Source organism: Rhodococcus sp. AC861, assembly GCF_979256035.1.
Genome location: NZ_CEEDMW010000007.1, coordinates 108,378 through 134,211 on the forward strand (window position 1 = coordinate 108,378; position 25,834 = coordinate 134,211).

Below are 25,834 nucleotides of genomic sequence, written 5' to 3' on the forward strand. Positions count from 1 at the left end.
TGTGCAGACCCGCCTCGCCTCCCTCGGGCTTCTCGCCATCCTGCTCGGCGCCGCGACGGTCGTCGTCCTCGATGTCGTCACCGCGCTCGGGTCGCCGTCGCATCTGCGCCGCACCATCAGCGAGTACGGGTTGGGGGCGCAGCAATGGGTGTTCACGGTCGGGGTGTTGCTCCTCGCCGTCGGATCCGGCGCTGTTCTCGTCGCTGCCGTCCGGCAGTCGTTGCTGCGCGCGTCGTCGGTCGCCGCGGTCGCGATGACCCTGTGGACTGTCGGCCTGATCGCAGTCGTCGCCGTGCCGAAGCAGGACTGGAGCAACGACGCAACGCTCGGCCTCGGCGGCGCCGTGCACCGCGGTGGGGCCGCGGTGGCCTTCGTCAGCATCCCGGTGGCAGTCATCGCCTTCGCCGCTCCGTGGATCCGATCACCGCAGTGGCGACGCCACGCACGTCGGACGATGACGCTCGGCCTGCTGTCCGTGGCGGCTGTCCTGCCCATCGCGTACGCGCTGCTGATCGGCATGACGACGACCACGCCGTGGTATCGCGTCGTCACGCTCGGGTACGTCGAACGACTACTGGTGGTCGTCGAGGTGATCGCCCTGATCTCGGTGGCGTGGTGGGTGCGGGCGAGTGCCTATCGGAGTTCGTCGGTGACGCGCTCGACCAGCGCGGAATCCGCGACGCCGAGGACGGACGCCCACATCGAGGCGGCATCGGGACCGTAGGCGTGACCGTGGCCTTCCGGCACCTCGGCGGCGAGCGCCATGTCGAGCGTCACCTGCCAGAACGTGACCAGGGGAATCCAGGTCATCCCCTTGTCGACGTCGACGCCGCGAGGCTCGTTCAACCAGTCGGGCTTGCCGAACAGCAGGTCGAACGACCACCAGACGATGGGGTCGCTGGGGTGCTGCCAGTAGACGACCCGAGGGCTCTCCCAGTCGACCAGTCCCGGTGCGTCGAGATCCGACGGTTCGGCGGCGAAGCGGACGTTCTGTCCGCCGTAGATCACCGGCAGGATCTCGGGGCTGCCCGGATCGCGGGAGTCGGTCACGCGAGACCACTGCTCGGAGAAGTTCGGCGTCCCCACCCACAGCGCTCCGTCGGTGCGCGCCAACATGTCCTGCACACCGGAGAAGGCATCCTGTCCTCCGTAGGACCCGAGCGATTCTCCGAAGACCAGCAACTTCGGACGGTCGTTCTCGGGCAACTCCCGCACGCGCTCGTACACGGCTTCGAAGACCGCACGGCCGGCGATGAGCGGGGTGTCACGGTCGGCCAGGAACGCCAGCGGGCTGGGCAGGAACGAGTACTGGATCGCCGCGATCGCACTGTCTCCGCCGGTGAGGTATTCCAGCGACGACGCGACGGAATTGTTGACCCACCCGCGGCCGGTCGTCGTGGCGACAGCCAGGTACTTCCGGTCGAACGCGCCGGTGCGATCCAACTCGGCGACGAGCCGCTCGGCCAGCGAGTCGACTGTCGACCGCCCGAGGCCCAAGCCGTCCGCGTCGACCGACTTGCGTCCGGCGTAGACACGGATCGGTGTGAGCGCCGGGGAGCCGGTGAGGTCGGTGATGTCCTGCGACGTCGGACCGCTCGCGACGAACGTGCGGCCCTCCTTGCCCAGGCTGTCCCACTCCTCTTTCGACTGGGGCGAGCCCGAACGCTCCGGTGCGGTGGGTTGTACGACGCCCTCGGCGCTGCCGGTGTCCGCCGCCGCAGCAGAGCCGTTCGAGATGCGGGCGATCCCGGTGGCGAGCAGTCCCTCGACTGCGAAGACCAGCACGACACCCACAGCGACGACCGCGATACCGCGCGAGACGGGAGGGGGCAGAACCCGACCGATCAGCGTGATCAGCCGGTCGGTGACCCATCGGATCCCGCGGGCGAGCAGGAGAACCAGGACGAAGAGGATGGCGGCAACGACGAAGACGCCGGCGTAGTCCCACGACCTGCTCGGTTCGATACCCACCAGGTCACGGGAGATGTTCTGCCACCACGCTCCCAGTACGAGGAACAGGGGCAGCACGACCACGGCGGCGAGGGCGATCGCGTACCACCCCCAGCGCTTCAGGCGATCCGGCCACTCGCGCGTGAGCTCCATCCGGCGGACACCCCACACCACCAGGACGCCGACGCCGTATCCGCAGGCAACCGACAGTCCCGTCGCCACGGCCTGCAGATACCAGGGCCGGGGGAGCAGCGACGGCGACATCGACCAGCAGTAGAAGACGAGGCCGACGACGAGTCCGATCGGCTCGAAGCGCGACAACCACGGCGCGAGTCTTCTCACGTCACCCTCCGCAACTCGTGCGAGGGCACAGGGAACCCGACGCCGGTGCAGGAGAGTCTAGGTGGCCTAGCGTGCTTCCAGCCGGGCTCTGAGCGTGCGATCCGTGACGGAGATGCCCTGGCTGATGAACGGCTCGACCACCTTTGCCATGGCCTTGCCGGTGAGTCCGCCGGGGAACTCGTAACCGAACTCGACGTCCGCGACGCAATGATCGTCGTCGACAGGGGTCACGATCCAGCGCGAACTCGTCTCGAAACCTGCCACCGAGGACAGTGAGATGACCGATCCCGGAACCCATTCGACGATGTCCACTGTCGACCGGAGCGTCTTCGGGCCCAGCTTCATCTCGGCCTCGAAGCGGTCACCGAGCGCGCGCTTCACCTCGCCGACGGGTGTGAACGAGGTGACTCCGAACATCCAGTCCGGAACGTTCTCGTGGGAGGAGAGGTAGTCGAACGTCGCCTCCGCGGAGGCTGCGATCTCGACGTGTCTGGTGATGACGGCCATGTCTGTCCTTACTCGATTTCCAGTCGCAGGGAGTCCGATACGGGCACTGATTGGCATGCCAGTCGGACTCCCTTCTTCAGCTCGTAGTCGTCCAACGTGTCATTGACGTGCATGTGCACCTCACCGCTCAGGAGGGTGAAAGCACATGCACCGCAATTGCCTTCGCGGCAGACGAACGGCGCGTCGATGCCTTCGCTCAGCATCGCGTCGAGAAGTACCGTATCCGGAGGGCAGTGGAACGAGTGCGTTTCGCCCTCCACCTCGGCCTCGACCGGGGTTCCGATGCCGGATCCCGTGGGAGTCGGGGCTACCGCGCGGAACGGATTGCTCGTCAGCGACGCGAACACCTCGCGGTGGATGTTCTCCTGCGACACCCCGGACGTCACGAGGCTGCGGCGAGCGACCTCCATGAACGGTTCCGGCCCGCACAGGTACGCGTCCGCGTTCTCCACCGACGTGTCCAGGAGGTCGCGCAGGCCCGCGTCGGTCGGTAGTCCCGACTCCGCCTCGTACCAGTGGGCGACGGTCAACCGCGTCGGAAAGCGGCGGAGGAGCTCGTCGAGAGTGTCGGCGAACATCACCGAGTCGCGGGAGCGATTGGCGTAGAGCAGGACGACGCGTTCTCCGTGCGCTGTCAACGCCGTCTTCAGGATGGACATGATCGGGGTGATGCCGCTTCCGGCGGCGACGAGGACGAGTGGACGGTCCCACCGTGTCGGCACGAAGGTGCCTGCGGGGTGGAGCGACGTCAGCGTCATGCCTGCCGCTGCGGTGTCGCAGATCCAGTTGGACGCGAACCCGCCGGCGGTCCGCTTGACCGAGATGGCAGCCCGCTCACTGGTGGACGGACTGCTGGACAACGAGTAGCACCGTGCCGCCGGCTCGCCGTCCGGACTCGGGATCTCCAGAGTCAGGAACTGGCCCGGCCGGTAGTCGAGAGGGGTCGAGAACACCAGGGTGACGGCGTCGGCGGTTTCGCGAATCACCTCGTCCACCTGCAGTCGAACGGTGTGGACGGCAACGTCCACGGAGTCGATCGTCACGGCGGGGTCCCTTCGATGAACCAACACGGATTGTTTCATTGAACTATAGGCCATTGACAAATGGCACGGTTGTCAGTGACGCTTCCGGCATGACATCGGCACCTTCGATCCCGAGCCGCGGATCCCTGCGGTCTCGATGTGCGGCGCGGTCGACCGCACTCACCCTCCGACCGCTAGCATGCCGACTCCCCTTCGGTCGCGGCGGGGAACGCGTCGCTCGGGTCATGGTCGAGATCGCGATGCGAGCATGCGGCGGGCTCGCTCCCGGGACCACCGTGCGCAGCGTCGACGAGGACGGCGTCGTCGGGGAATGGGTCGACGCCGGCAGCTCAGGTCGGCCCGGCGCGATTCTGTACTTGCACGGAAGCGCCTACGCGATCTGCTCGGCGCGCACTCACCGCGGACTCGCCTCGCGGCTGTCCGCGGCAACCGGGCTCCCGGTGTTCGTCGTCGACTACCGATTGGCGCCGGAGTTCCCCTTCCCGGCGGCGGCGGACGACGTCGAGGCCGCCTACCGGTGGCTGCTGACGAGCGGATTCGACGCCGACTCGATCGTGGTCGCGGGGGACTCGGCCGGTGGGCACCTCGCGCTCGACCTGGTCCTGGACAACGCGCGCCGGTCGTTGCCGCAACCACGCGCCGTTGCCTTGTTCTCACCGCTGATCGACCTCACGTTCACGCTCGCGGAGAACCGTGAGCGGCAGCGGCGTGACCCGATGATCTCCGCCAGGGCTGCGAGGGCACTCACGTCGCTTTACACGCGGGACGAGCAGCCCGACATGCCGCGCCTCCGGCTTGCCGTAGAAGCGGGAACGACGCTGCCTCGCTTCATCGTTCAGGCCGGTGGAGCCGAGATGCTGGTCGCGGACGCCGAGCATCTGCGCGACATCCTCGTCACCGCAGGTGGTGACTGCACCCTCGAAGTCTGGCCCGACCAGATGCACGTCTTCCAAGCGCTGCCCCGCATCGCACCCGAAGCCGACAGAGCGCTCCGCCGCGTCGCCGACCTCTTGGCCGTCACGTCCACATCAGAAACGAGACTGTAGATGTTCACTCGAACCAGACCCCGCCTCACCCACGGTGCCGACGCCGTCGTCACGGGTGCCGGCAGCGGCATCGGCCGCGCGTTCGCCGTCGAACTCTCCCGTCGCGGTGGGCGGGTCGTCTGCGCCGACATCTCGCTCGAGCGCGCCGAGGCCACGGTGCGGATGCTCGACGGCCCGGGATTCGCCGTGCAGTGCGACGTGTCCGTGCAATCGCAGGTCGAAGATCTCGCGCTGTTCGCCGAGCTCGAATTCGGCGGCGCACCGACCGTGCTGATCAACAACGCCGGTGTCGGTATCGGCGGAAAGCCCGTCGGCAGCATCGGTTTCGACGACTGGAACTGGGCACTCGGGATCAACCTGTGGGGCGTCGTGCACGGCTGCGAGACCTTCGTTCCGCAGATGCGCGCCTCCGGGCGCGGCGGCATCATCAACGTCGCCTCTGCCGCCGGATTCGCCGCGGCCCCGACGATGGGCCCGTACAACGTCGGCAAGGCGGGCGTGATGTCCCTCTCGGAAACTCTTGCCGCCGAACTGTCAGGCTCCGGCGTCGGCGTGACGGTGCTGTGCCCCACCTTCGTCAAGACCAACGTCGCTGTCGACGGGCGCATCACCGAACGATCCTCCGAGCTGGCGCAGAAGTTGATGCGCTGGACCGGGTTCACGCCGGAACGGGTGGCCGTGACCACCCTCGATGCGCTGGACAAGGGCCGCCTCTACGTCGTGCCGCAGATCGACGCCAAGGCGATCTGGTTGCTCAAGCGTCTCGTCCCCACGCTCTACACCCGAGGTGCCGGTCTTCTCGACCGACTTCTCCCCGGCGATCCCGCCCCACAAGCCCTTTCCGCTGTTACCACCTCGACAGGAGTATGACGATGGCCTTCGACTTCGACGCAATGCTGGACAAGATCAAGGACCGACAGTGGTCCCTTGCCGACATCGACTGGGATGCGCCCGGCGCGGAGATGATCCCGCCGGAGCAGCACGCGAAACTCAAGCCCTTCCTCTCCGACCTCATGTGGATCGAGAACGTCGGTGCCCGCGGCTTCGCGGCCATGGCACGGAAGGCGCCGACGGAGACGCTGCGTGAGATCTACCGCTACTTCCACGCCGAGGAGCAGAAGCACGCCAATGCCGAACTGGCGCTGATGCGTCGGTGGGGCATGCTCGAGAACGACGAGATTCCGCAGCCAAACGTCAATGTCAAGCTGATCATCGACTGGCTGGACAAGTACTCCGACCAGACACCGCTCGCCGTGCTGGGCACCGTCATCCCGATGCTCGAGGTCGCACTCGACGGAGCGCTGGTGAAGTTCATCGTCGACGAGATCGACGACCCGGTGTGCCAGGAAGTGTTCAAGCGCATCAACGCCGACGAGTCCCGCCACCTCGCCGTCGACTTCGAGGTGATCGACCTCCTCGGCCACGCCAAGATGCGGCGGATCCTCGTCGAGACCGTCGGGGCATGGATGCACCCGTCGCTCCTCATCGGAACCCTGCGATACATCCCGTTGCTGAACAAGATGCGCGACAACATCGTCGAGATGGGCGTCGACGAAGAACGCCTCTACACCGCGATGAAGCGCTTCAAGAAGGTCGGTGAGCGCAGCGAGTTCCCGAAGCGCCTGCCGATGTACCGATTCATCAGCTGGCACGGCAGCGTCGTCATCAACCGCGACCACCCGTACCACAAGTTCGCCGACTCGATGGTGACGCTGACGGCCAAGTACCCGAAGCGTCTGCTGCGTCCGCAGCCGACGTGGTCCAAGGAACTCACCTACGAGCCCGTCGCATGACCGAGATCCTGTCGACCGCGATCATCGGCGGTGGCTTCGCCGGAATCGGTGCCGCTATCCGCCTGCAGCAGCGCGGCATTCGAGACATCGCGATCCTCGAACGAGGAACCCGCCCCGGTGGAACGTGGCGTGACAACACCTATCCCGGTGCTGCGTGCGACATCCCGTCGCGGCTCTACTCCTACAGCTTCGCCCCGAATCCCGACTGGTCGCACACGTACTCGGGCAGCGCCGAGATCCTCGGCTACATCGACTCGATGGTCGAGAAGTTCGAGCTGGACAAGTTCCTGCGCTTCGACCACACCGTCGTCGATGTCACGTGGCACGAGGAGCGCTCGCTCTGGGAGATCACCGTCGACGGCCGGCCACCGGTGCTCGCGCGAACCGTGGTCATGGCGTCGGGTCCGCTGGCCAACGTGTCGTTGCCCAAGATTCGCGGCGTCGAGACGTATGCGGGCAAAATGATCCACAGTGCTCGGTGGGATCACGAGTACGACTTCACGGGCAAGAAGGTCGCCGTCGTCGGCACCGGCGCCAGTGGCGTGCAGATCGTTCCCGAGTTGGTGAAGATCGCCGAGTCGGTGAAGGTGTTCCAGCGCACGCCCGGCTGGGTGTTGCCGCGCACCAACTTCCGTACGCGTGGACTCACCCGGGCGATCTACCGCACCGTCCCCGGCAGCCAGGCTCTCGCCCGCAAGGCGTGGTTCTGGGGACACGAGTCCGTCGCCCTCGGCGTGGTCTGGAACTCGCCGCTGACACGCGTCGTCGAAGGGGTGTCCAAGCTGCACCTGCGTTCCCAGGTGTCGGACCCGTGGCTGCGTCGTCAATTGACGCCGGAGTTCCGTGCCGGCTGCAAGCGACTGCTCATGACGAGCAAGTACTACCCGGCTCTGCAACAGGACAACTGCACACTGGTCACCTGGCCCATCGCGGGAATCTCCGAGAAGGGCATCCGGACCGTCGAGGGTGTCGAGCACCAGTTCGACGCGATCGTGTTCGCCACTGGATTCGACGTCTCCAAGACGGGCTCACCGATTCCCATCACCGGCCGCGACGGTCGAGTGCTGGGGGAGGAGTGGAGCAGGGGCGCGCACGCCTACAAGTCGATCGCGGTGTCGGGCTACCCGAACATGTACTTCACGTTCGGACCGAACTCCGGCCCCGGCCACAGTTCCGCGTTGGTCTACATGGAGGCGCAGATCGACTACCTCGTCGACGCCATCGCCACGGCGGTCAACCAGAATTTCGTGCTCGACGTCCGCGCCGGGGTGCAGGCCGCCTACAACGCGGACCTGCAGCAGCGACTGACGAAGACCACCTGGAACTCGGGCTGCTCGAGCTGGTACCTGACCGAGGACGGGTTCAACGCGACCATGTTCCCCGGTTTCGCCACCCAGTACGTCAAGCAACTCGAGACGGTCGTCATGGCCGACTACTCGGTGACCGCGGCAACGAGCGGTAGTGAGCCGCTCCCGACGTCGGCAGGCGAGGTTGTCGGGGCACGTTAGTCTGGTGGAAACGCTGCACGGGAGGAGTTCGTCGATGACCGAGTACCGCATCGACGAACTCGCCCGTGCGGCCGGCACGACCTCGCGCAACGTCCGTGCCTACCGCGAGCGAGGGCTGCTTCCACCGCCGCAGAAACGCGGTCGCCTCGGCATCTACGACGACACGCATCTCGCGCGTCTGCGTCTGATCGACATCCTCCTGCAACGCGGGTACACGACCACCCACATCAGCGACTTCATCGACGGGTGGGAAAGCGGCAAGGACCTGACCGAGGTCCTCGGCCTCCAGCGCGCCTTGACCGAGCCGTGGTCGACGACCGACGATGAGATGTCCCTGTCGGTCACCGAAGCTCGCGACGCGTTGGGGGACCCGGACGGGGAGCAACTGGCCCGCCTCGTCACCTACGGCCTCGCGCGCATAGAGGGCGACCGGTGCACCTTCACCGATCCGAAACTGTTGCAGGGGTTCACCTCCCTGGCCGAATACGGATTCGGGATCCGCGAGCTCATGGACATTCACGAGCGCATGTACGCCGCCGTCGACGGAATCTCGAAAGACATGATCTCGACTGTGAAGCATCACATTGTTGCGCGGTACGGCGAAGGTTGGATTCCCGAAGGCGAGGACGTCCTCCGCGCTACCCGGATGTTGCAGATCATGCGCACTCTCGCAGTGGATTCCGTGCATTCTCTGCTCGGCCGAACGCTGGATCGAAACCTGCAGGAACAACTCGGCGAATACCTCGAAGTGGCGATCGACAACACCCCGCGATCGGACCGTAACTCCGCCTGATCACGCTTTTCGGACTTTTGCGGCATGGTGGAGTCATGAACCGCACCAGATTGTCCGCTGCTGTCGCTCTCGCAGGCGCTACCGCCCTCGTCCTCACCGCATGCTCGTCGAGTGAGGAGACGGCGCCGACTGCTGCTGCACCTGCGCCTTCTTCGTCCAGTTCTGCCTCGTCCAGTGCACCCGCGAGTGCAGCGACCGTCTACACATTGCCGGGAACAGGCGTGTTTCCCGAGGGCATCACCGCCGACGACGACACGTTCTACGTCACCTCGACCTCGGACGGTGCTGTCTTCCGCGGCACCGTCGGCACGCCCGATGTCGCCCCGTTCCTGCCCGGCGGCCAGGACGGCCGTACGGGAGCGGCCGGGTTGGACGTCGACGACAACCGGCTGATCGTGGCCGGCGGCGCCACCGGGACCGTGTGGATCTACGACGCGCAGTCCGGCGAGCTCCGCGGAAAGTTCACCAACGGACTCGGACAGGACGCCACGTTCCTCAACGATGTCGTCATCGCGGACAACGGCGATGCGTACATCACCGACTCCCGCAGCCCCAACCTGTGGCGCATCCCGGCGGATGCATCCGGTGACGGCCGGCTCGAGTCGTTCGTCGACTTCACCGGATCGCCCTTCGCCTACGGAGAGGGCTTCAACGCCAACGGGATCGTCGAAGCCGACGACGACGGCGTGCTGGTGATCGTGCAGTCCAGCACCGGCAACCTCTACCGCGTCGATCCGTCCAAGGCCGTGACCCAGGTCGACCTCGGCGGGGAGACGCTGAAGAACGGCGACGGCATGGAGATGGAGGACGACACGCTCTATGTCGTCCGCAACCGCGACAGCCTCATCGCCACCGTGGACCTTGCCGACGACGGACGTTCCGGCCGAGTCACGGGTCAGATCACCGACCCCAGCTTCGCCTACCCCACGACAGTGGCAGACGTCGACGACCAGCTGCTGGTCGTGAACAGCCAGTTCGACAAGCGCGGTGGGGTGCCCGTGGAGCCCTTCACTGTGAGTGCTGTGGCTGAGTAGCGTTTCGCTGGCTGCAGGGGGTGTGCACACGGGTTGTGGTGAGTGCACACCCTTCGTAGCTGGCGGTAGGGGGTGTGCGCTTGGTGCAGGGGGTGTGCGCTTGACGTTCGTCTGCGTGCTGGGTGCTTTTGCTGGGGCAGCGGGGGGTGTGCACACGGGTTGTGGTGAGTGCACACCCGTTGCTGCAGTCGGTAGGGGGTGTGCGCTTGGTGCAGGGGGTGTGCGCTCAGCGTCCGGCTCCGTGCTGGGTGGTTTTACTGGGACTGCAGGGGGTGTGCACACGGGTTGTGGTGAGTGCACACCCTTTGCTGCTGGCGGTGAGGGGTGTGCGCTTGGTGCAGGGGGTGTGCGCTCTGCGTCCGGCTCCGTGCTGGGTGCTTTTGCTGGGGCTGCAGGGGGTGTGCACACGGGTTCTGGTGAGTGCACCCCCTTTGCTGCTCGCGGTAAGGGGTGTGCGCTTGGTGCAGGGGGTGTGCACCCGGCGTTCGCGGCGCGTAGTCAGACGCGATTGCGTCAGCGTGGACCCGACTGCGTAATGCGCGATGCCGCAGCGTCTTCGGTCGCTTCGTAGCCTGCGCCGGCAGCGAGGAAGGCCTCGCGAAGATTCGTGGCGACGGTGATGTGAGCGGCGAGCATCGACGCCAGAGAGCCCTCAGGGCCGTGGGTGAGGTTCGAATACTTCTGCGCTAGGGCGATTCCCGACGGAAGCGTCCCGAACCCGCCGGACATGTTGAACTGCTGCACTGTGAAAGCGATCTCGTCCAGGGCGTCCATATAGTTATGGCATGCCGTAGCGCATTTGGCTGCTTGTGCACGGTCAGCAATTAGATGGTCCGACATATGACCCCGACTTTCAGCTAGGTAAGTAAGGTACGACAGCGGAGGAAGCAGCAAGCGCGGTGGCGCACAGATCCCGCTGCACTGCTGAAGACAGCTTTTGGTCGACTAATACAGTCACTACCCCTCTCGACCATGGAAACGCCACCAAACAGTTGCGCGCATTCACGCCACCGTCCAACTGATAAGTGACGGCGCCGGCGCGACCGCTCAGTGTTGTCGCGTGCGGATTGATGTAGTTCGCATTCGTCGCGAGCTCGCTCATCGTTCGCGTGGTGGATTGAACGCCGAGGTAGAACCAGTCACCGGACCATGTGCAGTAGTCCCAGTGCTCGGTATCGGGACCGTCGCGCATATCTTTCGTGGCCGGGTCAGCTCCCGCCGCACGGATGGCCTCATCAGGTACGACGGCGCAGGGATCGAACAGTTCGTTGCTCACGGGTTGTGCAGTGCCGCTGACCTCGCCGCAACCGACGATGAGGGCAGCGATTGCTACGCTCGCCGCGACTATCGCTCCACTGTTTCGCTGCACAAGGGGTTGGACGCACCGATCGGTGAGACGGTTCCGCGAGTTGCGCGCTGCGCCCGTCGCTCGGAGCACTTTGCAATGTGCGCACACCACCGCGCGCTGCGCGCATCACAACGCCCGGCGGTGCGCGCTGCGCGCGGCGGGACCGCGCCGGTCACCGCACAGCCGAGCGGAACCGTTTCGGGCCGCCCCACGTCGAAGGCTGTACCGACGACGGAGGGAAGTCATGACTGAAACACATGTGGACACCGGTATCCGAACACTCAGCAACGCAACACCATTGGCGATACTTGTCGCGTTCGCGACGCAGGTGGCGGTCGCGTCCATCGCATCCGTGGTGGGGTTCGGGGCGATCTTCGTCAGTGCTCTGGCCGCATTCGCGAGTGCGGAGGCGTCGCCGGGTGCGGCGTTCGTGGCGTCACTGACCGAGGCGTGGGCGCTGCTCTTCCTGATTGCGGGAGTCGGCCACATGGTGCTGGCGGTCATGATCGTGCAGAGGCGTCGAGCGGCGCTACTCGTCGTCACCGGCGTAGGCGTGGCGTGGCTGCCGGTGATGCTGCATTCCCCGATGGTGTGGCCGCTGGTGGTGGTGCAGCTGGGGTCGGCCGCCTTCTGGTGGGCGCACACGCTCCGACATCACGGGGTGAGCCGACGACCTACAGCAGAAGTGCTGCGATAGAACTGGGGAACGTCGCATCGGGCCGACGCTCGTACAGTTCGGCCGGGCGCCCACCTGCGGCGGAGGTGGTGTCGCCCGTGCCGGTGAGCGAGTCGATGACGTGTCGACGGAACGTGTCCTTGCGCAGCGGCCGGTCGAACACCACCTCGTACAGCGTGCGTAGCTGCAGCAGGGTGAACCTGTCGGGGAGCAGGTGGGAGGGGTCGGGGCAGACGGCGTATCTGGCGCGCATGTCGCTCACCGCCGCGGACACCATGTCGGCGTGGTCGAAAGCCATCGGCTCGACGGGCGCGCCGGAGTGCACCGCGACGAGGTCGGTGTCGGCCGGGAGCGAGTCCAGCGACGCTTCCGCGCTATGCGCCATCGACAGGACCCACCCTCTGTCATCGCGGGCGGGGTCGTCGAACATCCGCAGTTGGTGGAAGTGCAGACCCTCGATGTGGGCCTTTGTCGCCAGTGCGCGCCGTGCCGCGTCGGCCAAGGTCTCGCCCGAGTGCAAGAATGTTCCCGGTAGGGCTGCACCCCAGTGTGATTCGACCACGACGACGTTGACTGCCCCGCCGTGCACGGTGAGGACCGCGACGTCCACGGCGACGGAGGGTCGCGGATAGGAGGTCAAGTCGGTAGTCATGGGTTGCAGCTTAGCGCAGTCATGCGTTATGGTTAGCGCACAATCGAGCAAAGGGGTTCGGCATGAAGCTGACCAGTGAACAGATGACTCGTGCGCAGGGCGTACTCGTGGCAACCGCGGCCGGCGATGCGCTCGGTGCCGGATACGAATTCGGGTACCCGACGCCGGACACCGTGATCGACATGATCGGCGGAGGACCGTTCGACTGGGCACCGGGCGAATGGACGGACGACACCTCCATGGCGGTGTGCATCGCGGACGCACTGGTGGAGGGCCGCGGACTGGACGGCATCGCGGAGAACTTCGTCGCGTGGATCGACACGAAACCCGCGGATGTCGGCAACCAGACACGCGCCGTGCTGTCGGCGCGCAGTGGTTCCGCGGCGGAGATGACCACGGTTGCTTCGGGAATTGCCGGTCGGACAGGCGGCAACGGATCGTTGATGCGAACTGCGCCGGTGGCCCTGGCGTTCCTGGGCGACGCCGATGCGCTTGCCGACGCGTCCGTCCGTATCAGTGCGCTCACGCACTCGGATCCACAGGCCGGTGAGGCCTGCGCGTTGTGGACGGCCGGCATCAGACACGCCGTTCTGTACGGGAACTACGACGGGATCCGCGCCTCGGCCGGTGACTGGGCACCCCTGCTGGACGCCGCCGAGAAGGGGACGCCTGCCGACTTCGCGAACAACGGCTGGGTGGTGCACGCGTTGCAGACGGCCTGGTGGGCGATCTCCACCACGGAGGAAGACGACGACCAGCTGACCGCAGCACTGGAGAAGTGCGTTCGCGCGGGCGGCGATACGGACACCACGGCGGCGATCGCCGGTGGACTGCTCGGAGCACGATGGGGCGTGTCAGCGGTACCGGATGCGTGGATCTCGATGCTGCACGGGTACCCGGGACGGAGCGGCGCGGACCTCGTCGACCTCGCTCGGCGTCTCGTAGAAGGAGCAGAAGCATGACCGTCATCGATGTGATCACCGGAGACATCACCGCCGTACGAGCAGACGTCATCGTCAACGCCGCGAACTCGACGCTCCTCGGAGGCGGCGGGGTGGACGGTGCGATCCATCGGGCCGGTGGCCCGGAGATCCTGAAAGCCTGCAAGCTTATCCGCGCCACGACGCTGCCGAACGGTCTGGACACCGGCGCCGCCGTCGCGACGCCCGCAGGACGGTTGCCGGCTCGATGGGTCATCCACACGGTCGGCCCGAGGTACTCCGCACGCGAAGACCGGTCGGCCGTCCTGCGCGCCGCGTACGAGCGGTCGCTCCTCCTCGCGCAGTCCTTGGGCGCCACCTCGATCGCATTCCCCCTGATCTCGGGCGGCGCCTACGGATGGCCAGTGGAGGTGGCGGTCGCGGAACAGGTACGCGCCGTCTCGACCGCTCCCGTGTCGGTCGATCTGGTCACTCTGGTGGCGTACTCGGCGGAGATTCAGCGGCTGACTGCGCGTGCGGTGGAACGCCTCTGACGGAACGCCGCCCACGCTCCCGTGCACCACAGAGCCCACACGACGAGCACAGGCTGGAACACCAACCGGATGGCGCGCGCTCGGTCGGTATCGAGCCCGAAGGCGTCGGTGTGGGTGACGAACTGCGAGATGTTGCCGGGGAAGACGGCGACGAAGAAGAGAGCGACGACCCATCCCACTGCCGGCGCTCGGTGGGGGAGCAGTATCAGGCAGAGTCCCAGCACGATTTCCACGACTCCGGACGCCAGCACGACCACGTCGGTGTCCACCGGAACCCACGGGGGAACCTGCGCCGCGAATTCCTGACGCGCCCAGAACAGGTGGCTCAGTCCGGCGAACACGAGAAGCGCGCCGAGGACGAGTCGCCCGACGATTCTGGGTACGTGCGACCTGCGCGCTCTGCTCATGACGGCCAAATTACGCGCCCCAGTGCGCGGTCGATCGCAGACTCGTCGGCGAAGACACGGTTCTCGCAGTACAGCGTGTCGCCGAGGCACTCCTCGTCTCCGCAATCGCAGTAGCCGACGGACTCGAGATACCACCGGCCCCCGTATTCCACGCCGAGGTCTCGCGCCACTCTGCTGTCGATCTGCGTGCGTCGTCCCCGTCGATATTCGCCCATGATTCCCGTCCCCCCGGGTTGTCGGTGACGTGAAGTTAGAGCAGGGGTACGACAGCCGCGGGTTGGTTCTGGGTGATGCAGTGGATGCCCCCGCCGCGGGCGAACAATGGGCGCGCGTCGACGGTGACGACGCGCCTGCCCGGGTACGCCTCGGACAGGATGCGCACGGCCTCGGCATCGTTCGGGTCGTCGAAACTGCACGCGACGACGCCACCGTTGACCACGTAGTGGTTGATGTAGCTGTAGTCGACGAACCCGTCGTCGTCGCGCAGGGTTTCCGGTGCGGGCACCGGGACGACGCGCATGCCGGCAGCGGTCAGGATGTCGGTGACTTCGCGGCTGATCTCGTGGTCGGGGTGTGCCGGATCGCGCTGATCGTGCACCAGCGCTACTCCGGGAGACGGCAATGCCGCAACGATGTCGACGTGACCACGCGTGCCGTAGGTCTCGGAGTCGCGCGTGAGGCCTCGCGGTAACCACACCGTACGGTCGACTCCGAGTGTACGAGTCAGCTCGGTCTCGACATCGACCCTCGACCACCCGGGATTACGGCCGGGATCGCGCTGCACCGTCTCGGTGACCAGGACTGTGCCGGCGCCGTCGACCTGGAGTCCACCGCCCTCGCCGACCATGGTGGACGAGACGAGTGTCGCGCCGGATTCCGCGGCGACCAGCGCGCCGATCAGGGAGTCGTTCCCCCACGATGCCCAGTCCTGTGCGCCCCACCCGTTGAACGTCCAGTCGACGGCGCCGAGGGTCCCGTCGTCGGCAAGGACGAACGTGGGACCGATGTCGCGCATCCATGCATCGTCGAGTGGTGCATCGACGATGGTGATGTCCGCTCCGAGATACGTTCGTGCAGTGTCGGTCTCGCGCGGGTCCACCACCACGGTCACCGGTTCGAACTCGGCGACGGCGTGTGCGACGGCCGCCCAGGTCGAACGGGCCTCGTGGTGCTCTTCGGGGGAGTCGCCCAGCGAATATCCGGGGCTGGGGAAGGCCATCCACGTGCGTTCGTGGGGCGCGGTCTCCGCCGGCATCCGCCACGTCATCGTGTGGTTCTCACAGGTTCGGTGAGCGTGCCGTAGGTGTCGGGGCGACGGGTGTCCAGGAACGGGAAGAGAGTCAACCAGTCGCGTCGCTGGTCGAGGTCGAGATCCACGACCAGAACTGCCGACTCGTCGCGCGGCGCCTGAGCCAGGATGCGCCCGTAGGGATCGGAGACGAACGACGACCCGTAGAACGTGATCGCACCCTCGTTGCCGTAGCGGTTGGGCGCCACCATGAAGGTGCCGTTGGCGATGCCGTTGCCGACGATCACCTGCTGCCACAGTGGTTGGGTATCGAAGGCGGGATGGTCGGGCTCGGAGCCGATGGCCGTCGGATAGACCAGCACCTCGGCTCCGGCAAGGGAATACGCCCGGGCGACCTCGGGGAACCACTCGTCCCAGCACGTCGGCATGCCGAGCGCGACGTTCGCCGCGTGATGAACGGGGTAGGGATCGGCGGCCGGTCCGGGGCGGAAGTAGGTGTCCTCGTAGTACCCGGCGGTGACCGGGATGTGGAGCTTGCGTGTGCGAGCGAGAAGCGAGCCGTCCGGCGAGACCAGGATGGCGGTGTTGAATCCGAGACCGTCGTCGGATGTGTCGTCCTTCTCGTACAGCGACGCGTGGACGACGATCCCTTGGCGCGCTGCAGCATTCGCTGCGAACGCGAACGTCGGCCCGGTCAGCAGATCCTCCGCGTCGCGGGCTGCAGTGCGGTCGCCCCGTACGAACGCGGGGTACCGGCTCAGAGTCAGTTCCGGGAGGAACGCGATGGTTGCGCCCTCTCGCGCCGCGATGGCGATGCCCTCCTCGAGTTCGGCCTGCGTCTCCTCGTGCCACCGGTGTTGGACCACGGCGATACGGACGGGCGCACGCTCGGTGTCGCGAGTCCGCGCGGGAGAGTCGGGTGGTGTCGTGGCGGTGATGGTCAACATCGGGGTCCTCGTCCGTAAAACGAATGTGATTCGTTAAGTATGGTGTGACGACGCCCTCGACGCAAGAGGAAGGAAGTTCCGATGCCGCGCCCGTCCACCCGGTTGCTCTCCGCCGACCTCATCACCGACGCCGCCCTGGCCCTCGTCGATCAGCGTGGCGACTTCACGATGCCCGGGTTGGCCGAGAAGCTGTCGGTGCGGCCGTCGTCGCTGTACAACCACGTGTCCGGGCGTGCGGCGATCGTCGAGTTGATGCGCACCCGGCTGATGGCGGGCATCGAGATTCCCCATGACGTCGACTCGTGGAGTGAGGCGGTCACGCGTATCGCCCGCGAATATCGACGCAACTATGCACGGCACCCGCGGGTGATCCCGCTGTTCACCGCGCACACGGTCCGCGCCGCGGTGGCGTTCGACATGTACAACGCCTTGGCGACTGCATTGACCGACGGGGGATTCCCGCCGTCAGACGTGCTCCACGCCATCACGGCCGTCGACAGTTTCGTGCTCGGATCGGCGCTTGATCTCGCTGCGCCGGAGGAGGTCTGGGCACCATCGGACGAAGCCGACGTCGCGTTGCGCGCTGCGCTCGCGACGTCGGCTCCGGGCCGCGCGGACGCGTCCTTCGAATTCGGGCTCGGTGTCCTGGTGGCAGGCCTGCGAGCTCGCGTCAGCTGACGAGGTCGGATTCGTCCCTCAGTGCCTCGGTCTCGGTGGTCAACGTCTCGCCGCGGAAGAAGGCCGGCGACCGGAACCGCATGACCATCATCAGGACGGCGCCGACGATGAGGATGCCGAAGCCGAGGAAGAACACCAGTCCGATGCCGCCGATCTCGGCGCCGCTCCCGTTCTCCGGATCCATGCTCTCCTCGAGCGAGACCACGAACACCGCGAGAAGAATCAACCCGCCGACGAGCGGGAAGATCAGGCGGAACACCGTGTTCCGGACGCTGGCGAACAGCGTGCGGCGGAAGTACCAGACACAGGCGAAGGCCGTGATGCCGTAGTACCAGCAGATCATGATGCCGAGCGCGGCGATGGTGTCGATCAAGGTGTTCTCGGACAGGAACGTCACGGCGGTGTAGAAGACGGCGGTGATGACTCCGGCAGCGACCGTGGAGACGGACGGCACCAGGAACCGGGGACTGACCTCGGCCAGCTTCTTCGGGAACGCTCCGTACGACGCCATCGCGAGAGACGTTCTCGCAGCGGGGAGGAACGTGGTCTGCAGGCTGGCGATGGACGAGACGAACACTGCCAGATAGAGCAGCATGCCGCCCCAACTGCCCAGCACCGGGTCGGCGAGAGCGCCGAACACGTTCTCGGCGTTGTCCGGGTTGCCGAGTCCGAGGCCGTCCTCGCCCACCCCGGCGTACATCATCGCCGCGACCGCGACGAGGAGGTAGGTCAGAAGAATCGTTGCCACACAGAGCAATCCGGCACGTCCGGGAGTCTTCTTGGGGTTCTTCGACTCCTCGCCGAGGGTCAGGCACGTATCCCAGCCCCAGAACGCGAAGATCGAGCCGGTCAGACCGATCACGAAGGCGCCCATTGTCAGACCGGTGAACGGATCGAACCAGCCGAGGTCGAACGAGAGGCCGGCGGGTGCATCACCCGCGCCGACATGCACCAGCGCGGCGACGGCGAAGGCGAGAAGCAGCACCATCTGGAACCCGACGAGCGCGACCTGCAGCTTCTCGCTGGTCGTGATGCCGCGACTCGCGATCCAGGTGGCCAACGCGATGAACACCACCGTCGTGCCGACATTGACCAGCTTGTTGCCGGGAAGATCGGCGATAGACGGAGCGTCGAAGAGCTTGGCGATGAACAGATAGAAGAACTGCACGGCGATGGCCGCCAGGTTGGACAGCACGATGATGGTGGCGATCACCATGCCCCAACCGCACATCCAACCCACGTACGGACCGAACGCCTTGGTGGACCACGTGAACGACGCGCCGCAGTCCGGTGAATCGGAGTTGAGCTCGCGGTAAGCGTACGCGGTGAGGAACATTGGAATGAATCCTGCGATGAAAATGGCGGGCATCTTCAAACCGACGGCCGCGACGATGAGGCCGATACTCGCGGTGAGCGTGTACCCCGGGGCAACGGAGGAGATGCCCAGTACGGCTCCGGACAGGGTGCCGATGCGGCCGACCGCCAGTCCCTTCGAGGAGGTGATCTCGGTGCTCATCAGGAAGCCTCCGTGCTGTCGGAACTGCCGGTCTCGGGAAGGAACTCGGTGGCCGGGACGACCACCATGGGAACGGGAAGAACGCGCAGCATCTTCGATGCCGTCGATCCCAGGAACAGACGTCGGGGCCGCGCCAGACGGCTGGAGCCGACGACGACCACGTCGCCGTCTTCCCAGCTCAGACTCTCGACGGCGGCCTCGACGGTCGATCCGTCCGCGACCGACGACGTCACGGTCAATCCGTCGGGCAGACCCTTCCGAGCCGAATCATGCAGCGTCCGTGCATGCTCGATCGCCAGAGCCTCGTTGCCGGTGTCGCGACGCACATCCATTCCCGACATGTCGTCCAGCGGAACCAGAGACAGCAGCCGAAGGGACGTGTGCATTCGCTCGCACGAACGAACTGCGGTGCGCAGCACCAGATCTGCACCCTGTCGAGTGCCCAGGGCGGCAGTCACTTCGCGGATACGCTCGGCCTCGGACTTGCGATATCCGAAGGGCGCGAGCGCCAGCGGAATCGGGGCCGAGTGCAGCAGTTCCGTCGACACGCTTCCCAGCGAGTGTCGCCCGAGCAACCCGTCCTTGGCGCCGCCGACCACGATGGCGTCGGCGTCGAGGCGGGCAGCCTCGTCGAGCAGTCCGGCCGAGAAGGACTCCGAGAAACTCAGGTGCACCTCGGTCCTGATGTCACTCGGCACCGTTGCTGCGGCGTCCGCCAACCATCGACGGCCCTTCGCGGCCAAAAGGTCCTCGAAGTGTGCCTCGGCGGGGACGGCCCGGTCCGGAGGCAGCACCATGCAGATGTCCAGCGTCGCATCGAGACTGCGAGCGAGCTGCACTCCGAGCACGAGCCCGTCCTCCCCGCTGGGGGTGGCGAGATAACCGACGATCAACCGCATTGGAGAGCTCCCTGGGTGTCGGGCGGAATTACTGGAACGCGACGTACTTGGTGTCGAGGTACTCGTCGATGCCCTCGGTGCCGCCTTCGCTGCCCAGGCCGGACTGCTTGACACCACCGAACGGTGCGGCGACGTCGGACACGACGCCGCGATTGACGCCGACCATGCCGGAGGCGATCTTGTCCGAGACCCGGAGTGCCCGATCGAGATCGCGGGTGTAGATGTACGCGGCCAAGCCGTACTCCGTGTCGTTCGCGGCGTCGATACCGTCCTGCTCGTCGTCGAACCCGGTGATGGCGGCGACCGGACCGAAGATCTCCTCGCGGACGATGCGCGAATGGGCCGGCACCTCGTCGAGAACGGTGGGGCGGTAGAACCACCCGGGCCCGTCCACGACGTTGCCGCCCGTCCGCACACGGGCACCGGCGGCGACGGCGTCGTCCACGAGCGACTCGACGTTGCGACGCTGCTTCTCGTTGACCAGGGGGCCGACGTTCGTGCCGTCCTCCGAGCCCGGACCGACCGTCAGAGCGGCGATACGTTCGGTCAGTTTCACCGTGAATTCCTCACGGACACTGTTGGCGACGATGATGCGGTTCGCGGCCGTGCAGGCTTCGCCGCCGTTCCGCATCTTCGCGGCCATCGCACCGTCGACGGCGGCATCGATGTCGGCATCGTCGAAGACTACGAACGGTGCGTTACCACCGAGTTCCATCGACGTACGCAGCACGTTTCTCGCCGACTGCTCGATCAGGATCTTGCCGACACGGGTGGAACCGGTGAAGGTGACCTTGCGTAGACGGTCGTCGGCAAGGAGCGGTTCGGTGACTCCCGCCGCGTTCGAGGCGGGCAGCACCGACAGAACCCCTGGTGGCACCCCGGCCTCGGACATGATCTGTGCGAGCAACAGCATGGTCAGCGGGGTGTCCTCGGCGGGCTTGACGAGAACGGTGCAGCCCGCCGCGAGCGCCGGACCGATCTTGCGAGTTCCCATGGCCAGCGGGAAGTTCCACGGTGTGATCGCCAGAACGGGGCCGACGGGGACCTTGGTCACCAGGATGCGACCGGCGCCCGACGGGGACTGCGTGTAACGGCCCTGGATCCGTACTGCCTCCTCGCTGAACCAGCGGAGGAATTCGGCGCCGTACGTCACTTCGCCCCGACTCTCGGGGAGTGCCTTGCCCATCTCCAGTGTCATGAGCAGCGCGAGATCCTCGGTTCGTTCGATCACCTTCTCCCACGCCGTGCGCAGGATCAGCGACCGTGTCCGGGGCGCGGTCGCCGCCCAGTCGTCCTGCGCCGCAGCTGCACTGTCGAGGGCGCGCAGAGCATCCTTCTCGCCGGCGTCGGCGACGTGTGCGAGGACGTCACCGGTTGCGGGATCCTGCACGGCGAACGTGCCGCCGTCTGCGGCGTCGACGAAGGCGCCGTCGATCCACAGACCGGTGGGGATGCTCGCGAGTAATGCAGCCCTGTCGGTCACTGTGCTGCCAGCTTCCGGACGACGGTCTCGAGGACAGTCAGCGCGTCGTCGAGCAGTTCGTCGCCGATGACCAGCGGGGGCAACAGCCGAATGACGTTGCCGTACGTGCCGCACGTCAGGAGTACGACACCCTCCGCCAGTGCGTGCGCCGCAATGGCTTTGGTGATGGCGGGATCCGGTGTATCGGTCCCCGGAACCACCAGCTCGATGGCCAACATGGCGCCGCGCCCACGCACGTCGCCGATCACGGAGGTCTGTTCCGCGAGGGCACGCAGACGCGGCATCGCGACCGATTCGATGTGCCGAGCGCGCCCGGACAGGTCGAGCGACTTCATGGTATCGATGGCGGCGAGGGCGGCCGCGCAGGCCACCGGGTTGCCGCCGTACGTTCCGCCGAGCCCGCCCGCATGGACGAGATCGAGGAGATCTGCGCGGCCGGTGATGGCCGACAACGGCATTCCGCCGGCCATACCCTTCGCCATCGTGATGATGTCGGGGACGATGCCCTCGTCGTCGCTGGCGAACCACGACCCGGTTCGGCAGAACCCGGTCTGTACCTCGTCGGCGATGAAGACGACGCCGTTCTCCCGCGCCCAGGCCTGGAGCGTCGGCAGGAAGCCGGGTGCGGGAACGATGAAGCCACCCTCGCCCTGGATGGGCTCGATGATGATGGCGGCCAACGAGTCGGCGCCGATCTGCTTCTCCATGCGGTCGATCGACGCCAGCGCGGCCTGCTCACCGGTCAGGCCGGCCTGGTCGCGGTAGGGGTACGACATCGGCATCCGGTAGATCTCCGGCGCGAACGGCCCGAAGTTCGTCTTGTACGGCATGGTCTTCGCCGTCAGCGCCATCGTCAGGTTGGTGCGTCCGTGATACGCGTGGTCGAAGGCCACGACGGCGTCGCGGCCGGTCGCCAGTCGCGCGACCTTGATCGCGTTCTCGACGGCTTCCGCGCCCGAGTTGAACAGGACGCTGCGCTTCTCGTGATCACCGGGCGTCAGGGCGGCCAGTTGCTCGGCCACCGCGATGTATCCCTCGTAGGGCGTGACCATGAAGCAGGTGTGCGTGAAGTGACCGACCTGCTCCCGGACGGCCTCCGCGACAGCGGGATCGGAGGCGCCGACGCTGGTGACGGCGATGCCGGCGCCGAGGTCGATCATCGAGTTGCCGTCGACGTCGACGATCACGCCGCCGTCGGCATCGGCTGCGTAGACGGGGACGCTGGAACCGACGCCGGCGGCGACGGTGGCACGGCGACGGGCTGTCAGTTCCTGCGAACGCGGTCCGGGGAGTTCGGTGAGAAGGGCGCGCTTCTGAGGAAGGCGGTAGGTGATGTCCATGGTGAAGTCCTTCGGAGAGCAGGGAATGTCAGTCGTGGGAGCTCATGACGTGCTTGAGTCGCGTGTAGTCCTCGACTCCGTACGCCGAGAGGTCCTTGCCGTAGCCGGAGTACTTGAAGCCGCCGTGCGGCATCTCCGCCACCAGCGGGATATGGCAGTTGATCCAGACTGCGCCGAAGTCCAGTGCAGCGCTGACCCGTTGGGTGATGCCGTGGTCGTTGGTCCACAGGCTGGACGCCAGTCCGAAGCGCACGTCGTTGGCCTTGGTGATCGCGTCCGCCTCGTCGGTGAACGACTGCACCGTGAGAACCGGACCGAACGTCTCCTCCTGGACGATGTCGTCCTTCTGTTCGACTCCGGTGACGATCGTGGGTTCGAGGTAGAAGCCGGTGTCTCCGACCCGGTTGCCGCCGGTCACGATCGAGGCGTGGGCCGGCAGGTTCGCGATCTTCGTCGTCACGGACTCGAAGTGGCGGACGTTGTTCAGCGGGCCGTAGAACGCGTCGGCGTCGTCGGGGCTGCCCGGGGTCAGCTCGCGTGCCTTCTCGGCGAGAGCGTCGACGAGCTTGTCGTGGATCGACTCGTGCACCAGCACACGCGTCGCGGCTGTGCAGTCCTGGCCGGCGTTGAAGAACGCTGCCTCGGCGATACCGCCGGCCGTCTTGTCGATGTCGACGTCTCCGAAGACGATGGCCGGAGCTTTCCCACCGAGTTCGAGATGGGCTCGCTTGAGCTGACGGGCGGCAGCCACGGCCACCTCGATTCCCGCGCGCACGGACCCGGTGATGGACACGAGCCCGAGGGCGGGGTGCCCGACGAGGGTGGCGCCGGTAGCACCGTTTCCGAGAACCACGTTCAGGACACCGTCGGGAAGAATGCCCTTCGACAGTTTCGCGAGCACCAGCGTGCTCTCCGGTGTTGTGTCGCTCGGCTTGAGAACGATCGTGTTGCCGGCGGCCAGAGCTGGGCCGATCTTCCAGATCGCCATCATCAGCGGGTAGTTCCACGGGGTCACCTGCCCGACGACGCCGATGGGCTCACGGCGGACGTATGAGGTGAAGCCCTCCATGTACTCACCGGCGGACTTGCCCTCGAGCATGCGGGCGGCACCGGCGAAGAAGCGCAGCTGGTCCGCGCCGACCGTCACCTCCTCGTCCGCGATGACCTGCTTCAGCTGCCCGGTATTGCGGCTCTGCGCCTCGACGAGCTCGTCGGAGTGTGCCTCGAGCGCATCGGCGAGCTTCAGCAGTGCCGTCTGACGGGTCTTCGGGGTCGTCTTCCCCCAGCTCGCGAAGGCGCGCTCCGCGGCGGCCACGGCGTCGTTCACGTCGGCCTCGGTAGAGATGGGTGAGACGCCCACGACCTCCTCGGTGACCGGACTGATCAGGTCCAGGGTCTCGGTGGACGAGCTGACGACGAACTGGCCGTCGATGTAGTTCCGAAGCACGTCGTGCGACATCGGTCCCTCTCGGTTGTGGGCGCTGGTGGTTCGATCAGTGTGCGCTCGACGGCGCGTGGGGGCAGCGGACAAAACGATGATTCCCGGGGGCGTGGGCACTCCGACTTGTCCATTGCGGCCTACCTGGTGTTCGCTGTGATTCACGGGCGGAGGAAGGCGGGTCGGATCATGACGGTGTCTGTCCACTGGGTGTTGGCGCAGAAAGCGCTCGCGATGGAGCTGCGCGCAGGTGCGAGCGGCCTCGATCGTGAGGTGTCCTTCGCGCACACGACCGAGTTGTCCGACCCGTTCCGATGGTTGTCGGGCGGCGAGCTGTTGTTGACGACGGGGCTCCGGCTGCCGCTCACCACGCCGGAGCGGGTGGCATATCTCGAGGCATTGAACGACGCCGGTGTCGCGGCGGTGGGTTTCGGCACGGGACTCTCGTTCTCGGAGGTGCCGTCCGATCTGGTCGAGGCCGCCGACAGGCTGGGTCTGCCGATTCTCGAGGTTCCGTTGCCGACGCCGTTCGCCGCGGTGGTCAAACTGGTGATGAACCGCCTCGCCGAGCAGCAGTACGACGCTGTGGTTCGCGCGTCGCGTGCTCAGCCGCGGATGACCCGAGCGGTGGTGGCGGGAGGAGCGGCCGCGATCGTCCGCGAATTGGCGTCGGCGACATCGTCCGCCGTGGTGCTTCTCGACGACATGGGGAGAGTGCTCGAGCATCACCCTCGCGGGAGCGGTATCGGCGTACTCGACGACATCCGCGCATTGACCGAGGAGAAGGGTTCGGTGGCCAGCCGGGTCGCCATGACGAAGGCAGGCGTGTCGATCAGTGTGCAGCGCATCGCGATCGGCTCCGCCACCCACGGTCATGTCGCCGTGGTGGGCCCCGTGCTGGGGAACGTCGATCACATCCTGGTGGGGCATGCGGCATCGCTGCTGGCTCTCGATTTCGAGAAGCCGGCCCGGGTGCAGTCCGCGCAGGACAAGCTCAATTCGGTGGCGCTGAGCCTGGTTCTGTCGGATCTCGACGGACTGGCGCCGGTGTGGTCGCAGATCGAGTCGGCTGCGGGCGGCGACGGAACGGTACGAGCGGTCACCGTGAACGCCGATACCGTCACCCGAGCCGAACGGGTCCTGGCGGCAATGTCCGCGCGCTCCACCGAGGCAGGGCGCCAGGTGTTCGGTCAGCGCTGGAAGATCCGCGTCACCCTCGTGGTGCGCGGATCGGACGACAAGACTTTCGTGCAGTCCACGCTGGCGTCGCTGGACGTGTCGGAACGCAGGAGGCTCCGCGTAGGAATGAGCGCGCCGCACCCGGTGGAGAGTCTCGAGCAGGCGGTGCAGGAATCTCGACTCGCGGCGTCGTCCGCGTCCGCAGGTGCGGATCCCGTCGAGTTCGGCTCCCTGGTCGGCGGAGTGCTTCTCGCGCACGCGTCGACGCGAGAAGCGCTGGCTACCGTCGGCGAGGCCACCGTGTCCCCGCTCGAGAAGTACGACACCGCCAACGGGACCGATCTGGTGGCGTCGCTACGCGCGTTTCTCGACGCGAACGGGCACTGGGAGTCGGCGGCCTCGACGCTGGGTGTTCACCGACATACGTTGCGCAGCAGGATTGCTCGTATCGAGTCGACCATCGGGGTCGATCTGGACGATGCCCGCGTGCGTGCCGAGCTGTTGCTCGCCCTCATCGCACGCGGGACCTGAC

27 protein-coding genes are annotated in these 25,834 nt (G+C 66.5%); 12 read left to right on the plus strand and 15 right to left on the minus strand.

Annotated elements, in window-relative coordinates:
• The first annotated feature begins 1 nt into the window (after position 1).
• Positions 2 to 724 carry a DUF998 domain-containing protein gene (locus AC0IX4_RS20770; protein ID WP_471830849.1) on the plus strand — a complete coding sequence of 241 codons (723 nt, stop codon included), beginning with the start codon at positions 2 to 4 and terminating at the stop codon, positions 722 to 724.
• Here AC0IX4_RS20770 and AC0IX4_RS20775 read toward each other — a convergent pair.
• The 3 genes from AC0IX4_RS20775 to AC0IX4_RS20785 form a co-directional block, all read right to left on the minus strand.
• Positions 634 to 2,214, minus strand: coding sequence for an alpha/beta hydrolase (locus tag AC0IX4_RS20775; RefSeq protein ID WP_471830989.1), 1,581 nt, complete (start codon positions 2,212 to 2,214; stop codon positions 634 to 636). The genes AC0IX4_RS20770 and AC0IX4_RS20775 overlap by 91 nt on opposite strands.
• Positions 2,215 to 2,358: 144 nt before the next feature.
• Positions 2,359 to 2,799, minus strand: coding sequence for an SRPBCC family protein (locus AC0IX4_RS20780; protein ID WP_471830851.1), 441 nt, complete (start codon positions 2,797 to 2,799; stop codon positions 2,359 to 2,361).
• Between the two features lie 8 nt (positions 2,800 to 2,807).
• Positions 2,808 to 3,836 (minus strand): ferredoxin--NADP reductase, encoded by a 1,029-nt coding sequence (locus tag AC0IX4_RS20785; protein ID WP_056074296.1) that lies wholly within the window; start codon positions 3,834 to 3,836, stop codon positions 2,808 to 2,810.
• Positions 3,837 to 4,066: 230 nt separating this feature from the next.
• On the opposite strand from AC0IX4_RS20785, the gene AC0IX4_RS20790 reads away from it, so the two are divergent.
• From AC0IX4_RS20790 to AC0IX4_RS20815, 6 genes are read left to right on the plus strand one after another with little or no spacing between them, the layout of a single operon-like run.
• Positions 4,067 to 4,888: an alpha/beta hydrolase gene (locus AC0IX4_RS20790; RefSeq protein WP_471830853.1), complete on the plus strand. Its 822-nt coding sequence runs from the start codon at positions 4,067 to 4,069 to the stop codon at positions 4,886 to 4,888.
• Positions 4,889 to 5,758: an SDR family NAD(P)-dependent oxidoreductase gene (locus tag AC0IX4_RS20795; RefSeq protein ID WP_471830855.1), complete on the plus strand. Its 870-nt coding sequence runs from the start codon at positions 4,889 to 4,891 to the stop codon at positions 5,756 to 5,758.
• Between the two features lie 2 nt (positions 5,759 to 5,760).
• Positions 5,761 to 6,681 carry a hypothetical protein gene (locus AC0IX4_RS20800; RefSeq protein ID WP_042575591.1) on the plus strand — a complete coding sequence of 307 codons (921 nt, stop codon included), beginning with the start codon at positions 5,761 to 5,763 and terminating at the stop codon, positions 6,679 to 6,681.
• Entirely contained in the window at positions 6,678 to 8,189 is a 1,512-nt protein-coding gene (locus AC0IX4_RS20805; protein ID WP_471830857.1) for a flavin-containing monooxygenase, read from the plus strand. Before AC0IX4_RS20800 ends, AC0IX4_RS20805 begins: the two co-directional genes overlap by 4 nt.
• Positions 8,190 to 8,223: 34 nt before the next feature.
• Positions 8,224 to 8,982, plus strand: coding sequence for a MerR family transcriptional regulator (locus AC0IX4_RS20810; protein ID WP_042575589.1), 759 nt, complete (start codon positions 8,224 to 8,226; stop codon positions 8,980 to 8,982).
• Between the two features lie 35 nt (positions 8,983 to 9,017).
• The gene (locus AC0IX4_RS20815; RefSeq protein ID WP_471830859.1) at positions 9,018 to 10,016 is read left to right on the plus strand and encodes an SMP-30/gluconolactonase/LRE family protein; all 999 of its coding nucleotides are present in this window, start codon (positions 9,018 to 9,020) and stop codon (positions 10,014 to 10,016) included.
• A 513-nt stretch (positions 10,017 to 10,529) separates the two neighbouring features.
• Here the strand turns inward: AC0IX4_RS20815 and AC0IX4_RS20820 are convergent.
• Positions 10,530 to 10,790, minus strand: a complete 261-nt coding sequence (locus tag AC0IX4_RS20820) for a hypothetical protein (protein WP_471830861.1) — start codon at positions 10,788 to 10,790, stop codon at positions 10,530 to 10,532.
• Between the two features lie 79 nt (positions 10,791 to 10,869).
• On the minus strand, positions 10,870 to 11,292 hold the full coding sequence (locus tag AC0IX4_RS20825) for a DUF3558 domain-containing protein (protein ID WP_471830862.1): 423 nt from the start codon (positions 11,290 to 11,292) through the stop codon (positions 10,870 to 10,872).
• A 316-nt stretch (positions 11,293 to 11,608) separates the two neighbouring features.
• Here AC0IX4_RS20825 and AC0IX4_RS20830 point away from each other — a divergent pair, with 316 nt between their 5' ends.
• Positions 11,609 to 12,061, plus strand: coding sequence for a hypothetical protein (locus AC0IX4_RS20830; RefSeq protein WP_471830863.1), 453 nt, complete (start codon positions 11,609 to 11,611; stop codon positions 12,059 to 12,061).
• Here the strand turns inward: AC0IX4_RS20830 and AC0IX4_RS20835 are convergent.
• Positions 12,039 to 12,692, minus strand: a complete 654-nt coding sequence (locus tag AC0IX4_RS20835) for an NUDIX hydrolase (protein WP_471830865.1) — start codon at positions 12,690 to 12,692, stop codon at positions 12,039 to 12,041. The genes AC0IX4_RS20830 and AC0IX4_RS20835 overlap by 23 nt on opposite strands.
• A 62-nt stretch (positions 12,693 to 12,754) precedes the next feature.
• On the opposite strand from AC0IX4_RS20835, the gene AC0IX4_RS20840 reads away from it, so the two are divergent.
• Positions 12,755 to 13,654, plus strand: a complete 900-nt coding sequence (locus AC0IX4_RS20840) for an ADP-ribosylglycohydrolase family protein (RefSeq protein ID WP_471830867.1) — start codon at positions 12,755 to 12,757, stop codon at positions 13,652 to 13,654.
• Complete coding sequence (locus AC0IX4_RS20845) at positions 13,651 to 14,166, plus strand: O-acetyl-ADP-ribose deacetylase (protein ID WP_471830869.1); 516 nt, start codon at positions 13,651 to 13,653, stop codon at positions 14,164 to 14,166. Before AC0IX4_RS20840 ends, AC0IX4_RS20845 begins: the two co-directional genes overlap by 4 nt.
• On the opposite strand, the gene AC0IX4_RS20850 is transcribed toward AC0IX4_RS20845, so the two are convergent.
• The 4 genes from AC0IX4_RS20850 to AC0IX4_RS20865 are packed head-to-tail and all read right to left on the minus strand — an operon-like array spanning position 14,130 to position 16,769.
• Positions 14,130 to 14,573: a DoxX family protein gene (locus AC0IX4_RS20850; RefSeq protein ID WP_471830871.1), complete on the minus strand. Its 444-nt coding sequence runs from the start codon at positions 14,571 to 14,573 to the stop codon at positions 14,130 to 14,132. The genes AC0IX4_RS20845 and AC0IX4_RS20850 overlap by 37 nt on opposite strands.
• Complete coding sequence (locus AC0IX4_RS20855; protein WP_471830872.1) at positions 14,570 to 14,788, minus strand: hypothetical protein; 219 nt, start codon at positions 14,786 to 14,788, stop codon at positions 14,570 to 14,572. The genes AC0IX4_RS20850 and AC0IX4_RS20855 overlap by 4 nt, the downstream gene beginning before the upstream one ends.
• A 35-nt stretch (positions 14,789 to 14,823) precedes the next feature.
• The gene (locus AC0IX4_RS20860) at positions 14,824 to 15,840 is read right to left on the minus strand and encodes an agmatine deiminase family protein (RefSeq protein WP_471830874.1); all 1,017 of its coding nucleotides are present in this window, start codon (positions 15,838 to 15,840) and stop codon (positions 14,824 to 14,826) included.
• The gene (locus AC0IX4_RS20865; protein WP_471830875.1) at positions 15,837 to 16,769 is read right to left on the minus strand and encodes a nitrilase-related carbon-nitrogen hydrolase; all 933 of its coding nucleotides are present in this window, start codon (positions 16,767 to 16,769) and stop codon (positions 15,837 to 15,839) included. The genes AC0IX4_RS20860 and AC0IX4_RS20865 overlap by 4 nt, the downstream gene beginning before the upstream one ends.
• Positions 16,770 to 16,850: 81 nt before the next feature.
• Here AC0IX4_RS20865 and AC0IX4_RS20870 point away from each other — a divergent pair, with 81 nt between their 5' ends.
• Complete coding sequence (locus tag AC0IX4_RS20870; RefSeq protein ID WP_056073222.1) at positions 16,851 to 17,447, plus strand: TetR/AcrR family transcriptional regulator C-terminal domain-containing protein; 597 nt, start codon at positions 16,851 to 16,853, stop codon at positions 17,445 to 17,447.
• Here AC0IX4_RS20870 and AC0IX4_RS20875 read toward each other — a convergent pair.
• Genes AC0IX4_RS20875 through AC0IX4_RS20895 form a run of 5 tightly spaced genes read right to left on the minus strand, consistent with a single transcriptional unit; the run spans position 17,440 to position 24,144 of the window.
• Complete coding sequence (locus AC0IX4_RS20875) at positions 17,440 to 18,963, minus strand: APC family permease (RefSeq protein ID WP_056073219.1); 1,524 nt, start codon at positions 18,961 to 18,963, stop codon at positions 17,440 to 17,442. The genes AC0IX4_RS20870 and AC0IX4_RS20875 overlap by 8 nt on opposite strands.
• The gene (locus AC0IX4_RS20880) at positions 18,963 to 19,862 is read right to left on the minus strand and encodes a universal stress protein (RefSeq protein ID WP_471830877.1); all 900 of its coding nucleotides are present in this window, start codon (positions 19,860 to 19,862) and stop codon (positions 18,963 to 18,965) included. Before AC0IX4_RS20880 ends, AC0IX4_RS20875 begins: the two co-directional genes overlap by 1 nt.
• Before the next feature lie 28 nt (positions 19,863 to 19,890).
• Positions 19,891 to 21,345 (minus strand): NAD-dependent succinate-semialdehyde dehydrogenase, encoded by a 1,455-nt coding sequence (locus AC0IX4_RS20885; protein ID WP_471830879.1) that lies wholly within the window; start codon positions 21,343 to 21,345, stop codon positions 19,891 to 19,893.
• Positions 21,342 to 22,685 carry a 4-aminobutyrate--2-oxoglutarate transaminase gene (gabT, locus tag AC0IX4_RS20890; protein WP_471830880.1) on the minus strand — a complete coding sequence of 448 codons (1,344 nt, stop codon included), beginning with the start codon at positions 22,683 to 22,685 and terminating at the stop codon, positions 21,342 to 21,344. Before gabT ends, AC0IX4_RS20885 begins: the two co-directional genes overlap by 4 nt.
• Before the next feature lie 28 nt (positions 22,686 to 22,713).
• On the minus strand, positions 22,714 to 24,144 hold the full coding sequence (locus tag AC0IX4_RS20895; RefSeq protein ID WP_471830882.1) for a gamma-aminobutyraldehyde dehydrogenase: 1,431 nt from the start codon (positions 24,142 to 24,144) through the stop codon (positions 22,714 to 22,716).
• 168 nt (positions 24,145 to 24,312) lie between these two features.
• Here AC0IX4_RS20895 and AC0IX4_RS20900 point away from each other — a divergent pair, with 168 nt between their 5' ends.
• Complete coding sequence (locus AC0IX4_RS20900; RefSeq protein ID WP_471830883.1) at positions 24,313 to 25,833, plus strand: PucR family transcriptional regulator; 1,521 nt, start codon at positions 24,313 to 24,315, stop codon at positions 25,831 to 25,833.
• The last annotated feature ends 1 nt before the right edge of the window (position 25,834 follow it).

What these genes read in the sequence shown, in the direction of transcription:
- AC0IX4_RS20775 (WP_471830989.1), bottom strand. Translation starts at nt 2,214, where the DNA reads ATGTCGCCGTCGCTGCTCCCCCGGCCCTGGTATCTGCAGGCCGTGGCG.
- AC0IX4_RS20780 (WP_471830851.1), bottom strand. Translation starts at nt 2,799, where the DNA reads ATGGCCGTCATCACCAGACACGTCGAGATCGCAGCCTCCGCGGAGGCG.
- AC0IX4_RS20790 (WP_471830853.1), top strand. Translation starts at nt 4,067, where the DNA reads ATGGTCGAGATCGCGATGCGAGCATGCGGCGGGCTCGCTCCCGGGACC.
- AC0IX4_RS20795 (WP_471830855.1), top strand. Translation starts at nt 4,889, where the DNA reads ATGTTCACTCGAACCAGACCCCGCCTCACCCACGGTGCCGACGCCGTC.
- AC0IX4_RS20800 (WP_042575591.1), top strand. Translation starts at nt 5,761, where the DNA reads ATGGCCTTCGACTTCGACGCAATGCTGGACAAGATCAAGGACCGACAG.
- AC0IX4_RS20805 (WP_471830857.1), top strand. Translation starts at nt 6,678, where the DNA reads ATGACCGAGATCCTGTCGACCGCGATCATCGGCGGTGGCTTCGCCGGA.
- AC0IX4_RS20810 (WP_042575589.1), top strand. Translation starts at nt 8,224, where the DNA reads ATGACCGAGTACCGCATCGACGAACTCGCCCGTGCGGCCGGCACGACC.
- AC0IX4_RS20815 (WP_471830859.1), top strand. Translation starts at nt 9,018, where the DNA reads ATGAACCGCACCAGATTGTCCGCTGCTGTCGCTCTCGCAGGCGCTACC.
- AC0IX4_RS20820 (WP_471830861.1), bottom strand. Translation starts at nt 10,790, where the DNA reads ATGGACGCCCTGGACGAGATCGCTTTCACAGTGCAGCAGTTCAACATG.
- AC0IX4_RS20830 (WP_471830863.1), top strand. Translation starts at nt 11,609, where the DNA reads ATGACTGAAACACATGTGGACACCGGTATCCGAACACTCAGCAACGCA.
- AC0IX4_RS20835 (WP_471830865.1), bottom strand. Translation starts at nt 12,692, where the DNA reads ATGACTACCGACTTGACCTCCTATCCGCGACCCTCCGTCGCCGTGGAC.
- AC0IX4_RS20840 (WP_471830867.1), top strand. Translation starts at nt 12,755, where the DNA reads ATGAAGCTGACCAGTGAACAGATGACTCGTGCGCAGGGCGTACTCGTG.
- AC0IX4_RS20845 (WP_471830869.1), top strand. Translation starts at nt 13,651, where the DNA reads ATGACCGTCATCGATGTGATCACCGGAGACATCACCGCCGTACGAGCA.
- AC0IX4_RS20850 (WP_471830871.1), bottom strand. Translation starts at nt 14,573, where the DNA reads ATGAGCAGAGCGCGCAGGTCGCACGTACCCAGAATCGTCGGGCGACTC.
- AC0IX4_RS20855 (WP_471830872.1), bottom strand. Translation starts at nt 14,788, where the DNA reads ATGGGCGAATATCGACGGGGACGACGCACGCAGATCGACAGCAGAGTG.
- AC0IX4_RS20860 (WP_471830874.1), bottom strand. Translation starts at nt 15,840, where the DNA reads ATGACGTGGCGGATGCCGGCGGAGACCGCGCCCCACGAACGCACGTGG.
- AC0IX4_RS20865 (WP_471830875.1), bottom strand. Translation starts at nt 16,769, where the DNA reads ATGTTGACCATCACCGCCACGACACCACCCGACTCTCCCGCGCGGACT.
- AC0IX4_RS20870 (WP_056073222.1), top strand. Translation starts at nt 16,851, where the DNA reads ATGCCGCGCCCGTCCACCCGGTTGCTCTCCGCCGACCTCATCACCGAC.
- AC0IX4_RS20875 (WP_056073219.1), bottom strand. Translation starts at nt 18,963, where the DNA reads ATGAGCACCGAGATCACCTCCTCGAAGGGACTGGCGGTCGGCCGCATC.
- AC0IX4_RS20880 (WP_471830877.1), bottom strand. Translation starts at nt 19,862, where the DNA reads ATGCGGTTGATCGTCGGTTATCTCGCCACCCCCAGCGGGGAGGACGGG.
- gabT (WP_471830880.1), bottom strand. Translation starts at nt 22,685, where the DNA reads ATGGACATCACCTACCGCCTTCCTCAGAAGCGCGCCCTTCTCACCGAA.
- AC0IX4_RS20895 (WP_471830882.1), bottom strand. Translation starts at nt 24,144, where the DNA reads ATGTCGCACGACGTGCTTCGGAACTACATCGACGGCCAGTTCGTCGTC.
- AC0IX4_RS20900 (WP_471830883.1), top strand. Translation starts at nt 24,313, where the DNA reads ATGACGGTGTCTGTCCACTGGGTGTTGGCGCAGAAAGCGCTCGCGATG.